Below are 17414 nucleotides of genomic sequence, written 5' to 3'. Positions count from 1 at the left end.
CGTAAAGGTGATAAGTTAATGCCAACTTTTCACTGCGTTTACGCGACGTCGCTGTTACTCGATTTAATCAATCTGAGGACCAGCCGCAACCAGAGATTTACCTTCAGCGTTGTCTGTGTACTTATCAAAGTTATTGATAAAGCGCGCTGCTAAATCTTTCGCTTTGCTTTCCCACTGAAGTGGGTCAACGTACGTGTCGCGAGGGTCTAGAATGCTAGGATCCACACCTGGTAGTGACGTTGGTACTTCAAGGTTGAAGATTGGAATGTGCTTAGTTGGTGCTTCTTCAATCGAACCATCAAGAATGGCATCAATAATTCCGCGTGTATCTTGAATAGAGATACGTTTGCCAGTGCCGTTCCAACCAGTATTCACTAGGTAAGCCTCAGCGCCTGCTGCTTCCATGCGTTTAACCAGTACTTCTGCGTATTTAGTTGGGTGAAGCGTTAGGAACGCCGCGCCGAAACAAGCAGAGAAAGTTGGTGTTGGCTCAGTAATACCGCGCTCTGTTCCCGCTAGTTTGGCGGTAAAGCCAGACAGGAAGTGGTACTTAGTTTGCTCGGGTGTCAATTTAGATACTGGAGGCAGTACGCCAAATGCATCGGCTGATAGGAAGATCACTTTATTCGCGTGACCGCCTTTTGATACTGGCTTAACGATATTATCGATATGGTAGATAGGGTAAGAAACACGTGTGTTTTCTGTTTTCGAACCATCATCAAAGTCGATAGAACCATCGCCACGTACTGTTACGTTTTCTAGCAGTGCATCACGACGAATTGCATTGTAGATGTCCGGCTCTGCTTCTTTCGAAAGTTTGATGGTTTTTGCGTAACAACCACCTTCGAAGTTGAAGACACCGTCATCATCCCAGCCGTGCTCATCATCACCAATTAGCGCACGTTTAGGATCAGTCGACAGGGTCGTTTTACCCGTACCAGATAGACCGAAGAATACCGCTACATCGCCATCTTTGCCCATGTTAGCGCTACAGTGCATTGATGCGATGTCTTTTAGTGGAAGGAAGTAGTTCATCATCGCGAACATACCTTTCTTCATTTCACCACCGTACCAAGTACCACCGATAAGTTGCATGCGCTCGGTTAGGTTAAATACGGTGAAGTTTTCTGAGTTCAGGCCTTGCTCTTCCCATTTTGGATTAGTGCATTTTGCGCCATTCATTACTACGAAGTCTGGTTCAAATGTCGCTAACTCTTCTTCCGTCGGGCGAATAAACATGTTTTTAACGAAGTGCGCTTGCCATGCGACTTCTGTGATAACACGAATGCTCAAACGTGTATCTGGGTTTGCACCACAGTAACCGTCAACAACAAACAAGCGTTTGTTAGAAAGCTGGTTTGTGACCAGTTCTTTTAGCTCGTCCCACACTTCAGGAGTGATTGGTTTGTTATCATTTTTCACTTGATCAGACGTCCACCACATATGTTCTTCTGTCGTAGCGTCTTTGACGATATATTTATCTTTTGGTGAGCGACCAGTAAAGATGCCAGTGTCAACGGCAACCGCACCTAGTTCAGTAACCACGCCGCGCTCATAACCGGTTAGGTCTTCACGCGTTTCTTCCTCAAACAACATTTCGTAGCTTGGGTTGCGAATAACCTCTTTTACGTTATGCAGTCCGTGCTTGGTTAGATCAAGTGTTGCAGCCTTAGTATGTTCCATAACGGTCATAGGTGCTCCTTATAAGGATTTTGTAGGGATTTTGTAAGAATGTTTTAATTTTAATCTGCTCACCATGCTAGCAACGGGGCGGGGAGAAAACAGGGAGATAGCTCAAAATTTGCCCATGATTTCAATAAGGTTTTAGGTAACCCGTCACATATTGGTGGGAATAGTCTATCGTGCACGCAATCCTTTGCGCTAGGGCAAAATCATTATTAATTGTTTAAAATTAAGCAGTTGTTTTATTACGCTTGAGGCTAGTTATTACGAGGGGTTGATCACAAAAAGGCCAGCATTAAGCTGGCCTTTTGTAGGGTAAATTACGTGCTTGATAAGCTATGTAAATTAATGCAGGGTTTTCTTGTCTGTAGAAGCTTGTGCATACAGTTCAGTGACTTCAGATTCGTCGAACGTATAAGTTGTGCCACAGTAATCACAATGTAAAGAAACTGATCCAACTTCTGCCAAAATGTCATAAATTTCAGCTTTCTCAACGGTGATGATTGCTGCACCGCTACGCTCACGAGAACAGCCACAATGGAACTCGACAGGTTGCGGCTCGTACAGACGTACTTTGTCTTGGTTATATAGTCGATACAATAACTCGTTCGCTTCTAAACCAAACAATTCTTCATCTTTTACTGTGTCAGTGAGCTGCTCTAGATGTTCGAAATCATCTGGAGAGCCAGTGCCGTCAGGGATCACTTGAATCAACATACCTGCTGCGTGTGCTTTGCCTTCATGCTCACCAGTGCGGATCCATAGGCGCGTTTTTAACTGCTCTGAGTTTGCAAAGTAGCCTTCTAGCACTTCTGCTAAAGTGTCACCTTCTAATCCAACGACGCCTTGGTAACGCTCGCCGTTTTTCGGTTCGATGGTGATCACAAGGTAGCCCTTACCCATTAGATCGTGAATGTTTGCGTCATCGGCAATATCGCCTTCCCAGCGAGCTACGCCACGAACACGTTGGTTATGGTCACCGTTGATAACGGCAAGAGACACAGGACCGTCGCCTTGTAGCTGGATGGTGATCGAACCTTCGAACTTAAGAGTGGCAGTTAAAAGAGTAGTTGAAACGAGTAGCTCACCCAGCAGTTTCTCTATTGCTGCCGGATATTCCTTGCTGGAGATAACACGTTGGTACGCTTCATCCAATTGTACCAACTCGCCACGTACTGAAAGATCTTCGAATAGGTAGCGGTTTAAAACATTATTTGCCATGGAGTGCTTTCCTCGTTGGTAATCCGGCTTTTATTGGTGTTTGAACTTAATGATGTCTCGGCGCTGCTTTTTATCTGGGCGGCGTTCCGGACTTGGGTTGTGGGCATTAAGCTTACGTTGAGTCGCGTGTTCCTCACGTTTCGCGATACTCTCATTGGTTTCGCGATATAAGGTTTGTGCGATGGGAGCGCCTCGGCGTTGATCTGAGATTTGTTCGATTATCACGATTTTTTCTTCGTTGCCTTGACGAAGTCTGACTTCAGCGCCCACTTCAACGATTTTACTCGGCTTGCTTCGTTGGCCATTATAGTGGACTTTACCGCCATCGACCATGTTACGCGCGATGGAGCGGGTTTTGTAAAATCTTGCGGCCCATAGCCATTTATCTAGCCTAACGGCTTCATTTAGGGAACTCATAGAACACTACGCTATCTAATCACTGCCCGAATACAGCAATGAGTGATGGATTATTCACCTACAGATGGAGTCAAGGCGTATTTTTTTCAAGGGAGTTGGCAAAAACTGCATAAGAAAAAGGTATGAAAGACAACTTGTGATATAGTTCACTGCTCTTTGTTGAGTAATAATTTTATTGCAAATTTAGCAATTTAAAGTCGATAGCTATCGTTATAGCTTAAATGACGGACGTTAGAATAAAGGAATCCATTCAGTGAAACGTTTAGAGCTAAGTGCAGGATTATCAAGCAGACCGCTACTGGCTCAGATCAAGTCCAATCATTATACCATTCAAGCCAAACTTAGCTTGTTGCTTACCTGTCTGTTTATTGCGATAACCGGATGGATACTTGGCAAAATTGTGTGGTTAGCCATACCTCAATCGTCGGAAGTGCCGCAATGGCGTCCATCGGCGAGTAGCGTTGCTGCGAGCAATAAAGGCGACGCGATAGATTTTAATGCCCTTCAGAATGCCAACCTATTCGGTAAATACACTGAGCAAAAAGCGGCGGTTGTAGAACAGCCTATTGTTAAAGACGCCCCTAAGACGCGCCTTAACCTTACGCTGGTCGGTGCGGTTGCAAGTAGTGATGCCAACACCAGCCTTGCTGTTATTGCTAACCGAGGTAAGCAAGCTACGTACGGTTTGGGTGAAGAAATCGAAGGGACACGTGCGACACTAAAAGCGGTATTGGTGGATCGCGTCATCATTGATAACCAAGGTCGAGACGAGACCTTAATGATGGAAGGTATAGAATATAAGAAGCTATCTGAATCGCCGCAGGTAGCTAGGGCGCAAGCTCAGCGAGCAGAAGCAGCGACGTCTGACGTTGGAGAGAAATTAGAGCAAATCCGCGAGGAAATTGCGAAAGATCCACAAAGCGTTTTTAAATACATCACCATTTCACCCGTCAAAAAAGACGGAGACATTGTTGGTTATCGAGTATCACCTGGTCGTGATGCCGCATTATTTAATGATGTAGGACTACAACCTGGCGATATTGCGGTTCAACTGAACGGGATCGATTTAAGTGACCCGTCTTCTTCAGTACAACTGATGCAAGTGATGAGCGATCCGCAAGAATTAAATTTAACTGTTGAGCGAGACGGCCAACAGTACGATATCTATATCCAATTGTAAGACTTAGGCAACCGGCGTAAGTTCAGGGAGACATACGTGAAACATTGGTTCAGCAAAAGTGCTTGGCTACTAGCAGGAAGTTTACTCTGCGTACCAGGTGCAATGGCAAACGAATTTAGTGCGAGCTTTAAAGGCACTGATATTCAAGAATTCATCAACATAGTGGGTCGTAACCTCGAAAAGACCATCATTGTTGATCCTTCAGTACGCGGTAAAATCGATGTCCGCAGCTATGACGTTCTTAACGAAGAGCAATACTACAGCTTTTTCCTTAATGTCCTTGAAGTATACGGTTACGCAGTCGTAGAAATGGACAATGGGGTACTTAAGGTTATCAAAGCAAAAGACTCAAAAACCTCAGCAATCCCTGTGTTAGGTGATGGCAGCGCGCAAGGCGATAGTGTTATCACTCGAGTTGTCGCGGTGCGTAATGTGTCGGTTCGAGAGTTGTCTCCTCTACTTCGTCAACTGATTGATAATGCCGGTGCCGGTAACGTGGTTCATTATGATCCAGCGAATATTATCTTGATTACTGGTCGTGCGGCAGTAGTGAATCGCTTAGCAGAGATCATCAAGCGTGTTGACCAAGCCGGTGATAAAGAAATTGAATTGGTGGAGCTGCGTAATGCATCTGCTGCTGAAATGGTACGCATTGTCGAAGCACTGAATAAAAGTGCGAATCAGAAAAGCACGCCAGAGTTCCTTGAACCTAAAATTGTGGCCGATGAACGTACTAACGCGATTTTAATTTCTGGTGATCCAAAAGTAAGAGCCCGCTTGAAACGTTTGATTCGTCAACTTGATGTTGAAATGGCGACAAAAGGTAACAACCGAGTTGTGTACCTGAAAAATGCGAAAGCTGAAGACTTGGTGGATGTATTGAAAGGTGTTTCCGATAACCTGCAAGCTGAAAAGCAAGCCGGTCAGAAAACATCAGGTGCATCGCGTGGTGAGGTCGTCATTGCTGCTCACGCTGCAACTAACTCGTTAGTTTTAACAGCGCCGCCAGATATTATGATGGCATTACAAGACGTCATTTCTCAACTCGATATTCGTCGTGCTCAGGTTCTTATTGAAGCGTTAATTGTCGAAATGTCTGAAGGTGATGGTATTAACCTAGGTGTTCAGTGGGGTTCGTTAGAAACGGGTGCTGTAATTCAGTACGGTAACTCAGGAGCCCCGATTGGTCAGGTGATGGTTGGTCTAGAAGAAGCAAAAGATCAAACCCGAACTGAATACTATACCAACTCTAATGGCGAACGAACGCCATATGATGTTACTGAATCAGGTGACTACTCTACGCTAGCGTCAGCACTTAGCGGAGTAAATGGTGCGGCAATGAGTATTGTCATGGGTGACTGGACAGCGCTAATTAGTGCTGTTGCTTCTGACTCCAACTCAAACATTCTATCTTCTCCGAGTATTACCGTAATGGATAATGGCGAAGCATCATTTATTGTGGGTGAAGAGGTTCCGGTTATTACGGGCTCTACGGCTGGCTCAAACAACGACAACCCATTCCAAACGGTTGACCGTAAAGAAGTCGGTATCAAACTCAAAGTAGTGCCACAAATTAACGAAGGTGACTCTGTACAGTTAAACATTGAACAAGAAGTTTCCAACGTATTAGGCGCAAACGGTGCGGTTGACGTTCGCTTTGCTAAACGACAGTTAAACACCTCTGTCATGATCCAAGATGGTCAGATGTTGGTTCTTGGTGGTTTGGTCGATGAACGCGCACTTGAAAGTGAGTCTAAAGTGCCGCTATTGGGTGACATTCCGGTACTTGGCCATCTGTTCAAGTCAACTAGCACGCAAACAGAAAAACGTAACTTGATGGTGTTCATCAAGCCGACGATTATTCGCGATGGTGTGACGGCCGACGGTATTACGCAGCGTAAATACAACTTTATTCGCGCAGAACAGCTTTACAAAGCGGATCAAGGTTTGAAGTTGATGGCTGACGAGAAGATCCCGGTTATGCCTGCCTTTGGCCAGGAGCGTCAGCACCCAACAGAGATTCAAGCGTTTATTGATCAAATGGAAAACAACTAATGGTTGATATGTTAGACACAGCGCCAAGTATGCGTCGTCTGCCATTCAGTTTTGCCAACCGCTTTAAACTGGTGCTGGAGACAGAGCATCCTGAGCGTCCACCTATTCTTTACTATGTCGAGCCGCTTAACCCTGCGGCTCTGGTTGAAGTCCGTCGTGTATTAAAGAAAAGCTTCGTACCGCAACCTATCGATAAAGAAGCCTTTGATAAAAAGCTGACTGAAGCATATCAACGCGACTCGTCTGAAGCGCGTCAGTTGATGGAAGATATTGGTGCTGATAGCGATGATTTCTTCTCTTTGGCTGAAGAACTGCCGCATGATGAAGACTTATTAGAATCGGAAGACGATGCGCCAATCATCAAATTGATCAACGCCATGTTGGGCGAAGCGATCAAAGAAGGTGCGTCGGATATTCATATTGAGACGTTCGAGAAAACCCTTTCGATTCGTTTCCGTGTCGATGGCGTATTGCGTGAAGTTCTGACCCCAAGTCGTAAGCTAGCGCCTTTGCTGGTTTCTCGTGTGAAGGTTATGGCTAAACTAGATATCGCAGAAAAGCGTGTGCCTCAAGATGGCCGTATTTCGTTGCGTATCGGTGGTCGTGCGGTGGACGTGCGTGTATCGACGATGCCGTCCTCTCATGGGGAGCGCGTGGTAATGCGTCTGTTGGATAAAAACGCGACTCGTCTTGATTTACATAGTTTGGGCATGACCCCTTCAGTGCATGACAACTTCCGTCACTTGATTGGCCGCCCTCACGGTATCATCTTGGTGACGGGCCCGACAGGTTCTGGTAAATCCACCACCTTGTACGCTGGCTTGCAAGAGATCAATAGCAACGAACGCAACATTCTAACGGTTGAAGACCCGATCGAATTTGATATTGATGGCATCGGTCAAACTCAGGTGAACCCAAAGGTCGACATGACGTTTGCGCGCGGCTTGCGTGCCATTCTGCGTCAGGACCCGGATGTGGTGATGGTCGGTGAGATCCGTGACTTAGAAACCGCACAAATTGCAGTGCAAGCGTCCTTAACGGGTCACTTGGTAATGTCGACTCTCCACACCAACACCGCAGTGGGTGCGATTACGCGTCTACGTGATATGGGTATTGAGCCATTCCTTATTTCTTCTTCGTTATTAGGGGTGCTAGCGCAGCGCTTAGTTCGAACGCTTTGTCCAAGCTGTAAAGAGCCGTATGAAGCCGATGCGGAACAGAAAAAACTGTTTGGTATGGAAGCGCATGAACCGTTAGAACTGCACCGAGCAAAAGGCTGTGAAGCGTGTAACCAAAAAGGCTACCGAGGTCGAACAGGTATCCACGAGCTCATTATGGTCGATGAGCAAGTGCAAGAGTTGATTCATCGAGAGTCTGGTGAACAAGAAATTGAGAGAGCCGTTCGCGCCCATACGCCAAGTATTCGCAGTGATGGTTTAAGCAAAGTACGTCGTGGTATTACGTCACTTGAAGAAGTGATGCGAGTGACGAAGGAAACCTAATGGCGGCATTTGAGTACAAAGCGCTAGATGCAAAAGGCAAGCATAAAAAAGGCACGATAGAAGGGGACAACGCCCGACAAGTGCGCCAGCGACTCAAAGAGCAAGGGATGATCCCGATTGAAGTGGTCGAGACGAAAGCTAAATCGGCTAAGTCTTCAGGTTCAGTCAGCTTTAAGCGCGGCATCTCGACATCTGAGCTGGCACTCATCACACGGCAATTGTCTACGCTAGTCCAATCAGGAATGCCTTTGGAAGAGTGTTTGCGTGCGGTCTCTGAGCAGGCTGAAAAGCCGAGGATTCGTTCTATGTTGGCTGCGGTTCGCTCGAAAGTAACCGAGGGTTATCCGCTCGCCGACAGTTTTGCCGATTACCCACACGTGTTTGATGAACTGTACCGCTCCATGGTTGCGGCGGGCGAAAAATCAGGTCACCTCGATACCGTATTAGAGCGTTTGGCAGACTATGTCGAAAACCGCCAAAAGATGCGATCTAAATTGCTTCAAGCAATGATTTATCCTGTAGTTTTGGTGGTATTCGCGGTTGTCATCGTTTCGTTCTTATTGGCGACAGTGGTTCCTAAAATCATTGAACCCATCATTCAGATGGGCCAAGAGTTACCTCAATCGACGCAATTTTTACTGGCAGCCAGTGAGTTTGTGCAAGGTTGGGGGCTGATTATTTTCGTTGTGCTGGTGGCGCTTTTCTATGGCCTCAAACTGGCGTTGCAAAAGCCAGACTTTCGCTTAGCTTGGGACAGAAAAATCTTGAGCTTACCGCTAATAGGTAAGATCTCTCGAGGTTTGAATACCGCACGATTCGCGCGAACACTTTCGATCTGTACTTCCAGTGCGATTCCAATTCTCGAGGGTATGCGCGTTGCGGTAGATGTTATGTCTAACCGTTATGTGAAGCAGCAAGTGTTGCTTGCAGCGGATAACGTTCGAGAGGGCGCTAGTTTGCGTAAGGCGTTGGACCAAACCCGCTTGTTTCCACCAATGATGCTACACATGATCGCCAGTGGTGAGCAAAGTGGTGAATTAGAGAGCATGTTGACGCGGGCTGCCGATAACCAAGATCAAAACTTTGAATCAACAGTCAATATTGCTCTGGGGGTGTTTACTCCTGCGCTGATTGCATTAATGGCTGGATTAGTGTTGTTCATTGTGATGGCGACCTTGATGCCAATGCTAGAAATGAATAATTTGATGAGCGGATAATTTCGAATTAAGACGTGTCTACTAACGGCATGGCTTTAATCTAACTTTCGGAGAAAAAAATGAAGTTTAAGCGTAGTAAACAACAGGGTTTTACACTTTTAGAAGTGATGGTTGTTGTCGTTATCCTTGGTATTTTGGCAAGTTTCGTTGTTCCAAACCTATTGGGTAACAAAGAGAAGGCTGACCAACAAAAAGCGATTACGGACATCGTAGCGCTGGAAAATGCCCTAGATATGTACAAGTTGGATAACAGCGTTTACCCAACAACGGACCAAGGTCTAGAAGCATTGGTTAGCAAGCCATCTAACCCAGAGCCACGCAATTACCGTGATGGTGGTTACATCAAACGTCTTCCTAATGACCCTTGGGGCAACCAGTACCAATACTTAAGCCCAGGTGATAACGGTACAATCGATATCTTCACTCTAGGCGCAGATGGCCAAGAGGGTGGAGAAGGTCCAGCTGCAGATATTGGCAACTGGAACATGCAAGACTTCCAATAATTGAGCCTAAGCCAGCACTAATGAAACAAATGCGAAAACATAACGGTTTTACATTGATAGAAATTCTATTGGTGCTGGTTTTGCTATCTCTTACGGCTGTGGCCGTGATCTCGACGTTACCGACTAGCCAAAAAGATCTTTCCAAACAGTATGCTCAAAGCTTTTTTCAGCGTTTACAGCTGCTCAATGAAGAAGCTGTGCTGAGCGGTAAAGATTTTGGCGTTCGAGTGGATGATGCCAAATCGACCTACGCTCTACTGAGTTTAACCTCAGAAGGTTGGCAGCCTCTGAAATTAAAGCAGATTCCGAGCAAAACCAAGCTAGAAGAAGATGTTACGCTACAACTCGAGCTCGGAGGTGGTGCTTGGGATAATGATGAGCGCTTATTCAAACCAGGTTCTCTTTTTGATGAAGACATGTTCGCAGAAGAAGAGGACGAAAAGAAAATTGAGCCACCGCAAGTGTTTATCTTTTCCAGCGCCGAAGTCACGCCATTTACCCTGTCTTTTTTTCCGCAAAATGGTGATGCCTTTAATGACGGTTGGCGAGTCATTGGCAAAGAAAGTGGACAAATTTTGTTATTAGCTCCGGGCGAAGAAGTGAAAGAGGATGAGAATGCGCAATTTTAAGCAAGCTCGCCCAAATTTGAGTCATCGCCGGACGAGAGGCATGACCTTACTGGAAGTATTGGTCGCACTGGCAATTTTCGCCACCGCTGCCATCAGTGTTATTCGCTCCGTGAGCCAGCATATTAATACAATCAGTTATTTAGAAGAAAAAATGTTTGCAGCCATGGTTGTGGATAATCAGATGGCAAATGTGATGTTGAATACCGGAGAACTCAAAGCGAAAAACGGCACAGAAGAGCTGGCAGGACGCACTTGGTTCTGGAAAGTCACGCCAGTCGCCACGACGCAGCCATTGCTGAAAGCATTTGATGTGAGCGTCTCGGTAGAGAAAAGCGCGAGCCCTGTAGTAACGGTACGAAGCTATGTGGCGCAATAATCATCTCCGCGCAAATACGCGCCAAAGGGTAAAAGGTTTTACACTTATTGAAGTGTTGGTATCGATTGCCATCTTTGCCAGTTTAAGTGTCGCTGCGTACCAAGTGGTATCGCAAGTACAGCGTAGCAATGCGCTATCACAAGAACGAACCCAACGCTTAAACGAAATTCAGCGTGCCATGGTGATGATGGATAACGATTTTCGTCAAATGGCGATGCGTCAAACACGTACTAATGGTGAAGAGCCTGCTAGCCGGCTAATTTTTTGGTCCGATTACCTGTTGGACTCCGATACTAAAGGGCTGATGTTTGCCCGTTTAGGTTGGCACAACCCTCAGCAGCAGTTCCCTCGTGGAGAAGTAACCAAGGTTGGCTATCGCTTAAAAGAAGAAACACTGCAGCGAGTATGGTGGCGCTATCCTGATACGCCGGTTGGGCAACAAGGTACTGTTACTCCATTGCTAACGCAGGTCGAGTCATTTGATATGCGTTTCTATGATGGTAAGCAATGGAAAAAAGAGTGGGCTGAAGAAAAAGCGCTGCCGAAAGCGGTTTCTGTTGTTCTCACTCTCAAAGACTATGGAGAAATTGCCCGCACTTATCTCACTCCTGATGGCACATTGAGTCAGAAAGATGAAAGTTCAGGAGACAGCAATAATGGTTAACCGTCAACGCGGTGTTGCTTTGATTATAGTGTTGATGTTGCTGGCGATTATGGCGACGGTTGCTGCCAGTATGTCGGAACGTTTGTTCTTGCAGTTTCAGCGAGGCGCTAATCAAATCAATTACCAGCAAGCGTACTGGTACAGCCTTGGCGTCGAGGCGCTAGCAAAAGTGGGTATCGAACAAAGTTATAAAGACACCGACACGATTAATATGAGTCAACCGTGGGCGATAAAAGAGCAAGTCTATCCGTTAGATTATGGTCAAGCGGCGGGACGAATTAGAGACAAGCAAGCGTGCTTTAATCTAAATGTATTGAGTCGTGTGCAACCAACGGGTCAGCAAATTACAAGACCATATTTAGTGAATGTATTGCAGCGCCTATTAGAAGAGTTGGATGTCGAGCCATATCAAGCAGAAATCATTGCAGACTCTACTTGGGAATACATTGATGCTGATGACTCTGTCCGTTCGACTACTGGGGTTGAAGACAGCACATATGAAGCGATGAAACCTTCCTATTTGGCATCAAATGGTTGGATGGCAGATGCTTCCGAGTTACGGGCTGTCTATCAGGTGAGCGGTGAAATTTTCCAAAAATTGGAGCCGCTGGTCTGTGCATTACCAAGTGATGACTGGCGTTTAAACGTGAATACGATTGATGTTGAGCAAGCTCCGATTTTGGTGGCAATGTTCTCACCAAACTTAAGCAGTAGTGATGCGATTCAGCTAATTGAAAAACGCCCATTTGATGGGTGGGATAGCATTGATGAATTTTTAGCAGAGTCAGAAATGGCTGGCTTAAGTGAAGATGTAAAGAAAAACGCCAAAGGCTATTTGGGTGTGGATAGCGCCTTTTTTGAATTGGATGCACAAGTGTTGGTGGATGAATCACGTGTACGTATCCGAAGCCTTTTGCAAAGTACAAATAGAGAAACGGTGACCGTAGTTCGCCGTCGTTTTGGAGGGATCAGTGAGCGAGTTTCTGACCGTTCGGCTGAGTAGCGAACAACAAAGTACCATTCCTTGGGTGGTGTGGTCGACAGATCAACAGGAAGTGATTGCTAGCGGTGAAATCGCCGGGTGGGAACACTTAGATGAATTGGTCTCATATGCTGGTCAGCGCCAAGTTGTGGCGCTGTTGGCGAGTAATGATGTGGTCCTGACGCAAGTGGATATACCACCTGGTGCAACACGCCAATTCGAGGCGATGTTACCGTACTTAGTGGAAGACGAAGTTGCTCAGGACGTTGATGGCCTGCACTTTAGCGTGTTGGGTAAACAAGCGGATAAAGCGCAGATTTGCGCAGTTGAACGTGCTTGGATTCAGACTGTACTGCAACGTTTCTCAAGCCAAGGTATCGCCATTAAACGCATTTTACCCGATGTGCTTGCGTTACCGGTTCGTGGAGATCACAGCAGTGCTGCAATGATTGGCGAGCAATGGCTAATTCGTCACTCTGCGACAGAGGGCGCGGTTGTCGACGCTTCTTGGTTAGACCTTTACCTCTCTTCTTATCTACAAAATCATGAAGGTTGGAAGCTCGATTGCTATAGCTCGGTCCCGGAATCTGCGTTACCTGAAATATGGGAGCCGCAACCAGAAGAAATGACGATGGCTTTACTGGCGAAGGGGGTGACAGAAAGCAAAGTCAATTTGCTGACTGGGATCTTCAAGCCGAAATCTTCTTGGGGTAAATACTGGAAGCTCTGGCAAAAAGCCACCATTGCTGCGGGGGTGCTTATTGTCGTCATGGTTGCGCAGCAGTTGCTCGTGGTCCACAAGTACGAAGCACAAGCTCAAGCGTATCGTGAGGAGAGTGAGCGTATTTTCCGCCAGGTGTTCCCAAATAAACGACGCATTCCTACCGTTAGTTACCTCAAACGACAAATGGATGATGAAGAGCGCCGCTTATCTGGTGGAAGTGGTCAGCAGGCAATGTTGTCATGGTTGGCGGCATTACCCGCGACGCTTGGTCAGGTCAGCGACTTGGAGATCACTAGCTTTAAATACGACGGACAACGTGGCGAAGTACGTATTCAGGCTCGTAGTTCAGACTTCCAACCTTTTGAGCAGGCTCGTGTGAAATTGGCAGAGAAGTTTAATGTTGAGCAAGGTCAGTTGAACCGTAGCGATAACGTTGTGGTTGGCAGCTTTGTTTTGAAGCGTTTGTGAGGTGATGATGAAAAATTTAATTTCTCAAGCTCAGGTTTGGTGGAGCAGCATCTCGCAGCGTGAGCAGCGTTTGGTCATGGGATGTGGCGCTATTGCCGTTATCGGTATTATTTATTGGGGTTTATTACAACCAATGAGTCAACGTGCGGAGCTAGCTCAGTCACGTATTCAAAGTGAAAAGCAGTTGCTAGCTTGGGTACAAGATAAAGCGGATGGCATCACTGCACTGCGAAAAAGCAGCGGTGTGAGCTACTCTAGTCAACCGTTGAATCAGTTGGTTTCTTCTTCAGCTCGTCGTTATAAAGTTGAGTTGATTCGCGTACAACCTCGTAATGAGAGCGTTCAAGTGTGGATCAAACCACTCGCGTTTAATCAACTAGTGGATTGGTTACGTTACTTGAAAGAGCAACAGGGTATTGAAGTCGAATTTTTAGATATCGACCGAACAGAGCAAGCGGGCATGATCGATGTAAACCGCCTTCAGTTTAAGCGAGGTTAAGGTGAAGCGAGCAGTACTTTACGTTGTTATCTTTATCGTCTTTTTTTCAGTCAGTCTTTTAATGGGATTACCAGTCTCTTGGGTGTTACAACAAGCACCAACAGTGAGAGGCCTTGACATTCAAGGAGCCAACGGTTCGGTATGGCAAGGTCAAGCTGCTAGTATTCGTTGGCAGCGCCAGAACCTTGGAGAAGTTAATTGGGATTTCCAATGGTCGAGTCTACTGACAGGTAAAGCTGAGTTTGCTGTGCGCTTTGGTCGTGGTAGTGAAATGGACGTTCGTGGGCGCGGTTTTGTCGGTTATAGCTTAAGTGATGGCCCTTATGCCAAAAACTTAGTTGCCTCGATTCCGGCGGTAAAAGTTGTTGAGCAAGCGCGCCTCCCTGTGCCTGTTGGTGTTGATGGGCAACTTGAGCTGAATATTCGTCATGCGACTTATGCTGCGCCTTGGTGTAAGAACGGTGAAGGCACTTTAGTATGGAATGCCAGTGGTATTCAAAGCCCCGTTGGCAGCTTAGATCTCGGTCCTGTGATTGCCGATATAAACTGTCAGGATAGTGTATTGACGGCAACTGGTGAGCAGAGCAGCAAACAAGTCTCTGCGGCGTTTTCCGCTGAACTGATGCCTAATCAACGGTACTCAACCAAAGCGTGGTTCAAACCTGGTGCAGAGTTCCCATCCAGCATGGGGGAGCAACTGAAATGGTTGGGTAAGCCGAATGCTCAAGGTCAATATGAGTTTAATTACCAAGGGCGCTTCTAACCTATCGTGACAAAATCCAATATCTTAAAAGAGCTGCTATTGTGCAGCTCTTTTTGCTTTTGGATCATCGTAAGCTAAAACCTCTATTCGCTGTACATTCGATCTTGATTGGGAATGAGTGAAAGTTTAAAGCCATGATTTTTAATCGATTTGTTTCTTTTGTTCAGCTTTGCAAGTAATTGGAACATAGCAGGCCAGATACTCTAAGTGCTGTACAGAAGGTCAAAAAGAAAAGGCCACGAAGATATTCGTGGCCTTTCTATTGCTAGAATTTTGTGCTCTAAATTTTACCGATAGGGCGCTTAATCTTTGCGTTGTAAAATCTCATTCCAAGGTAAATCCGCATCACCAAGAACAATAAAATTCGGGTTTTCTAGTGTTTCCCGCTCGTTATATGACAGCGGTTCTAATTGCGTGCTGAGAATACGTCCGCCAGCTTCTTCAACAATGCATTGTGTCGCAGCGGTGTCCCACTCACCTGTTGGACCTAGTCGGAGATAGCAATCTACCGCCCCTTCCGCGACGAGGCATGCTTTCAATGCCGCAGAACCGAGCGGTATTAAGTCGTAATTCCAGGCGCTGCTCATACGGTTAGTAATACGATTGATGTCTTGGCGACGACTAATAGCAATTGCGATGCTTTGCTCTGGCTGTTCGTGTTTGTGTGTATGGATTTTGACGCTGTCCGACATGTCGGGAATTTTCCAGGCGCCTTTGCCATTATAAGCGTAGTAAGTCACGCCAGATACAGGACCGTAAACGACGCCCATGGTTGGTCGATTGTTGTCGACCAACGCAATAATAGTGGCAAAGTCACCACTGCGAGCGATGAATTCTTGAGTACCATCAAGAGGGTCGACTAACCAATAACGTTCCCACTGAGCGCGTTGCTCTAAGCTTATGTCTGCGTCTTCTTCTGACAACACGGGAATGTCAGGCGTCAGATCACTCAAGCGTTCAGTGATGAACTTGTGAGCTGCAATATCTGCACTTGTTACGGGAGTTTCGTCACTTTTGGTGTAGGCCTCGTATTGCTTCTTTTCATATATTTCGAGGATCATTTGCCCAGCACTGCGGGCAATCTCGATGACTTGAGGAAGTAGGTGAGATAGATCTTTTGTCATTGGCATAAGTGATAGTCCTTACTCACAGTGTTATTCGGTTCTAATGACCGTTATTGGTTATGCTTGTGAGTGGTGTTTGGTAAGTGTTTCAGTGCCAACATTAGCGCTGTGATGCTTCGTGCTTCACAGAAATCCATGTGAGTTAATAACTCTTCGGCTTGCGCAAGTGGCCAACGCACAATTTCCAGTGGTTCAGGCTCATCGCCTTCTTGCTTCTCTGGATAAAGCGCCTGTCCTAAAAATAGAGTCATTTTGCTCGAAAAGTAAGATGGCGCGAGGATAACTTGTTTCAACGGGGTTAACTGATTGCAGCCAAAGCCGATTTCTTCTTTTAACTCACGATCCGCAGCTTGGTGTGGTGTTTCTCCTGGGTCAATCAGCCCTTTTGGGAAACCTAGCTCGTAACGTTCAGTTCCAGCGGCGTATTCACGCACCAGTAATAAATCGCCATGTTCTGTTACAGGAACCACCATTACAGCATCTCGTCCACTTGGCTTCATACGCTCATAAGTACGATGCTCACCATTGGAAAAACGAAGGTCGAGCGCTTCCACAGCAAACAGTTTGGATTTTGCAACCGTCTGGCATGAGAGTATCTCTGGTGGGGTTCGTTTCGGCATGACGCTGGCTCCTTGGTGTCGTTGGCGTTTACGAGATGCGTAAGATTCTTAATATATGAGAACTCCGCCTGAGTTTCTAGCGGATTTTACGAGTCGAGCTAAGCATCTCAGCATCACCTCAGTATCGATACAAAAATGGGAGACCGAAGCCTCCCATTTTCTGACAGTGTTTACTCTTAGTAGTAAGAGTGATCACCACGGTCATGTTCTGTTGCATCACGAACAGCGGTTAGTTCACCAATGAACTGGTTTAGCAGTTCTTTCTCGATGCCTTCTTTTAGTGTTACGTCAACCATAGAACAGCCATTACAACCGCCACCAAATGCAACAATCGCAACACCGTCTTCAGTGATCTCAACCAAGTTTACGTGACCACCGTGGCCAGCAAGCTGTGGGTTCACTTGAGTTTGGATAACGTACTCAACGCGCTCAACCAGTGGTGCGTCGTCCGCAACTTTACGCATTTTAGCGTTAGGTGCTTTTAGCGTTAGCTGAGAGCCCATTTTATCGGTAACAAAATCGATTTCAGCGTCTTCAAGGAATGGCAGGCTTAGCTCATCCACGTAAGCTGAAAAACCGCTGTAAGAGAGTTCAGTGTCGGTCGATTCTACTGCTTCTGGTGGACAGTAAGACACGCCACACTCAGCGTTTTGTGTACCTGGGTTCACAACGAAAATACGAATGTTAGTGCCTTCAGGTTGTTGACCTAAAAGGTTAGCGAAATGCGTTTGCGCAGTTTCTGTAATAGTAATATTTGACACGACGAATACCCGAGTAAATTTGTAGG

The 17414-nt window shown here is 46.2% G+C and carries 18 protein-coding genes; 12 read left to right on the top strand and 6 right to left on the bottom strand.

Going from position 1 to position 17414, the window contains the following annotated elements; all coding sequences use genetic code 11:
* Window positions 1-63: 63 nt before the first annotated feature.
* The 3 genes from pckA to hslR all read right to left on the bottom strand — a co-directional run bounded on the left by pckA (window position 64) and on the right by hslR (window position 3321).
* The gene (pckA, locus tag R7P35_RS19850; protein ID WP_005379288.1) at window positions 64-1692 is read right to left on the bottom strand and encodes a phosphoenolpyruvate carboxykinase (ATP); all 1629 of its coding nucleotides are present in this window, start codon (window positions 1690-1692) and stop codon (window positions 64-66) included.
* A 336-nt stretch (window positions 1693-2028) separates the two neighbouring features.
* Window positions 2029-2904, bottom strand: coding sequence for an Hsp33 family molecular chaperone HslO (hslO, locus tag R7P35_RS19845; RefSeq protein WP_031780788.1), 876 nt, complete (start codon window positions 2902-2904; stop codon window positions 2029-2031).
* A gap of 30 nt (window positions 2905-2934) precedes the next feature.
* Window positions 2935-3321 carry a ribosome-associated heat shock protein Hsp15 gene (gene hslR, locus R7P35_RS19840; RefSeq protein WP_005379292.1) on the bottom strand — a complete coding sequence of 129 codons (387 nt, stop codon included), beginning with the start codon at window positions 3319-3321 and terminating at the stop codon, window positions 2935-2937.
* A 253-nt stretch (window positions 3322-3574) separates the two neighbouring features.
* Here hslR and gspC point away from each other — a divergent pair, with 253 nt between their 5' ends.
* The 12 genes from gspC to R7P35_RS19780 are packed head-to-tail and all read left to right on the top strand — an operon-like array spanning window position 3575 to window position 14883.
* A complete protein-coding gene (gene gspC / locus R7P35_RS19835; RefSeq protein ID WP_005379294.1) occupies window positions 3575-4501 on the top strand; it encodes a type II secretion system protein GspC in 927 nt (308 codons plus the stop codon).
* A 36-nt stretch (window positions 4502-4537) separates the two neighbouring features.
* A complete protein-coding gene (gene gspD, locus R7P35_RS19830) occupies window positions 4538-6556 on the top strand; it encodes a type II secretion system secretin GspD (RefSeq protein ID WP_005379295.1) in 2019 nt (672 codons plus the stop codon).
* A complete protein-coding gene (gene gspE, locus R7P35_RS19825) occupies window positions 6556-8058 on the top strand; it encodes a type II secretion system ATPase GspE (protein ID WP_005379296.1) in 1503 nt (500 codons plus the stop codon). Before gspD ends, gspE begins: the two co-directional genes overlap by 1 nt.
* Entirely contained in the window at window positions 8058-9275 is a 1218-nt protein-coding gene (gene gspF / locus R7P35_RS19820) for a type II secretion system inner membrane protein GspF (RefSeq protein WP_025768303.1), read from the top strand. Before gspE ends, gspF begins: the two co-directional genes overlap by 1 nt.
* A 59-nt stretch (window positions 9276-9334) precedes the next feature.
* Window positions 9335-9778: a type II secretion system major pseudopilin GspG gene (gene gspG, locus R7P35_RS19815; protein WP_005379298.1), complete on the top strand. Its 444-nt coding sequence runs from the start codon at window positions 9335-9337 to the stop codon at window positions 9776-9778.
* Window positions 9779-9807: 29 nt separating this feature from the next.
* Window positions 9808-10407 (top strand): type II secretion system minor pseudopilin GspH, encoded by a 600-nt coding sequence (gene gspH / locus R7P35_RS19810; RefSeq protein WP_044129564.1) that lies wholly within the window; start codon window positions 9808-9810, stop codon window positions 10405-10407.
* Window positions 10394-10783 (top strand): type II secretion system minor pseudopilin GspI, encoded by a 390-nt coding sequence (gspI, locus tag R7P35_RS19805; RefSeq protein WP_017635009.1) that lies wholly within the window; start codon window positions 10394-10396, stop codon window positions 10781-10783. The genes gspH and gspI overlap by 14 nt, the downstream gene beginning before the upstream one ends.
* Window positions 10770-11447, top strand: a complete 678-nt coding sequence (gene gspJ, locus R7P35_RS19800; protein ID WP_025768305.1) for a type II secretion system minor pseudopilin GspJ — start codon at window positions 10770-10772, stop codon at window positions 11445-11447. The genes gspI and gspJ overlap by 14 nt, the downstream gene beginning before the upstream one ends.
* Window positions 11440-12450: a type II secretion system minor pseudopilin GspK gene (gspK, locus tag R7P35_RS19795; RefSeq protein WP_005379302.1), complete on the top strand. Its 1011-nt coding sequence runs from the start codon at window positions 11440-11442 to the stop codon at window positions 12448-12450. Before gspJ ends, gspK begins: the two co-directional genes overlap by 8 nt.
* A complete protein-coding gene (gene gspL, locus R7P35_RS19790; RefSeq protein WP_025768306.1) occupies window positions 12419-13621 on the top strand; it encodes a type II secretion system protein GspL in 1203 nt (400 codons plus the stop codon). The genes gspK and gspL overlap by 32 nt, the downstream gene beginning before the upstream one ends.
* Before the next feature lie 7 nt (window positions 13622-13628).
* Window positions 13629-14120, top strand: coding sequence for a type II secretion system protein M (locus tag R7P35_RS19785; RefSeq protein WP_005383002.1), 492 nt, complete (start codon window positions 13629-13631; stop codon window positions 14118-14120).
* Window position 14121: 1 nt separating this feature from the next.
* Window positions 14122-14883, top strand: a complete 762-nt coding sequence (locus R7P35_RS19780) for a type II secretion system protein N (protein ID WP_017635007.1) — start codon at window positions 14122-14124, stop codon at window positions 14881-14883.
* A gap of 302 nt (window positions 14884-15185) precedes the next feature.
* Here the strand turns inward: R7P35_RS19780 and cysQ are convergent, their stop codons facing one another.
* From cysQ to nfuA, 3 genes are all read right to left on the bottom strand, one after another.
* Window positions 15186-16013 carry a 3'(2'),5'-bisphosphate nucleotidase CysQ gene (gene cysQ, locus R7P35_RS19775; protein WP_005379308.1) on the bottom strand — a complete coding sequence of 276 codons (828 nt, stop codon included), beginning with the start codon at window positions 16011-16013 and terminating at the stop codon, window positions 15186-15188.
* Window positions 16014-16057: 44 nt separating this feature from the next.
* A complete protein-coding gene (nudE, locus tag R7P35_RS19770) occupies window positions 16058-16627 on the bottom strand; it encodes an ADP compounds hydrolase NudE (protein WP_042522602.1) in 570 nt (189 codons plus the stop codon).
* Between the two features lie 176 nt (window positions 16628-16803).
* A complete protein-coding gene (nfuA, locus tag R7P35_RS19765) occupies window positions 16804-17388 on the bottom strand; it encodes a Fe-S biogenesis protein NfuA (protein WP_005379313.1) in 585 nt (194 codons plus the stop codon).
* Window positions 17389-17414 lie beyond the last annotated feature (26 nt).

The sequence above is a fragment of the Vibrio sp. Vb0304 genome, assembly GCF_033338995.1.
Taxonomy (GTDB): Bacteria; Pseudomonadota; Gammaproteobacteria; order Enterobacterales; family Vibrionaceae; genus Vibrio; species Vibrio alginolyticus.
The sequence above is the reverse complement of the archived record's forward strand: the minus strand, read 5'-3'. Positions and strand labels throughout refer to the sequence as shown.

Excerpts from the sequence above, each read along its gene's own strand:
- pckA (WP_005379288.1), bottom strand. The coding sequence starts at position 1,692 with ATGACCGTTATGGAACATACTAAGGCTGCAACACTTGATCTAACCAAG.
- hslO (WP_031780788.1), bottom strand. The coding sequence starts at position 2,904 with ATGGCAAATAATGTTTTAAACCGCTACCTATTCGAAGATCTTTCAGTA.
- hslR (WP_005379292.1), bottom strand. The coding sequence starts at position 3,321 with ATGAGTTCCCTAAATGAAGCCGTTAGGCTAGATAAATGGCTATGGGCC.
- gspE (WP_005379296.1), top strand. The coding sequence starts at position 6,556 with ATGGTTGATATGTTAGACACAGCGCCAAGTATGCGTCGTCTGCCATTC.
- gspF (WP_025768303.1), top strand. The coding sequence starts at position 8,058 with ATGGCGGCATTTGAGTACAAAGCGCTAGATGCAAAAGGCAAGCATAAA.
- gspG (WP_005379298.1), top strand. The coding sequence starts at position 9,335 with ATGAAGTTTAAGCGTAGTAAACAACAGGGTTTTACACTTTTAGAAGTG.
- gspH (WP_044129564.1), top strand. The coding sequence starts at position 9,808 with ATGCGAAAACATAACGGTTTTACATTGATAGAAATTCTATTGGTGCTG.
- gspI (WP_017635009.1), top strand. The coding sequence starts at position 10,394 with ATGCGCAATTTTAAGCAAGCTCGCCCAAATTTGAGTCATCGCCGGACG.
- gspJ (WP_025768305.1), top strand. The coding sequence starts at position 10,770 with ATGTGGCGCAATAATCATCTCCGCGCAAATACGCGCCAAAGGGTAAAA.
- gspK (WP_005379302.1), top strand. The coding sequence starts at position 11,440 with ATGGTTAACCGTCAACGCGGTGTTGCTTTGATTATAGTGTTGATGTTG.
- R7P35_RS19785 (WP_005383002.1), top strand. The coding sequence starts at position 13,629 with ATGAAAAATTTAATTTCTCAAGCTCAGGTTTGGTGGAGCAGCATCTCG.
- cysQ (WP_005379308.1), bottom strand. The coding sequence starts at position 16,013 with ATGCCAATGACAAAAGATCTATCTCACCTACTTCCTCAAGTCATCGAG.
- nudE (WP_042522602.1), bottom strand. The coding sequence starts at position 16,627 with ATGCCGAAACGAACCCCACCAGAGATACTCTCATGCCAGACGGTTGCA.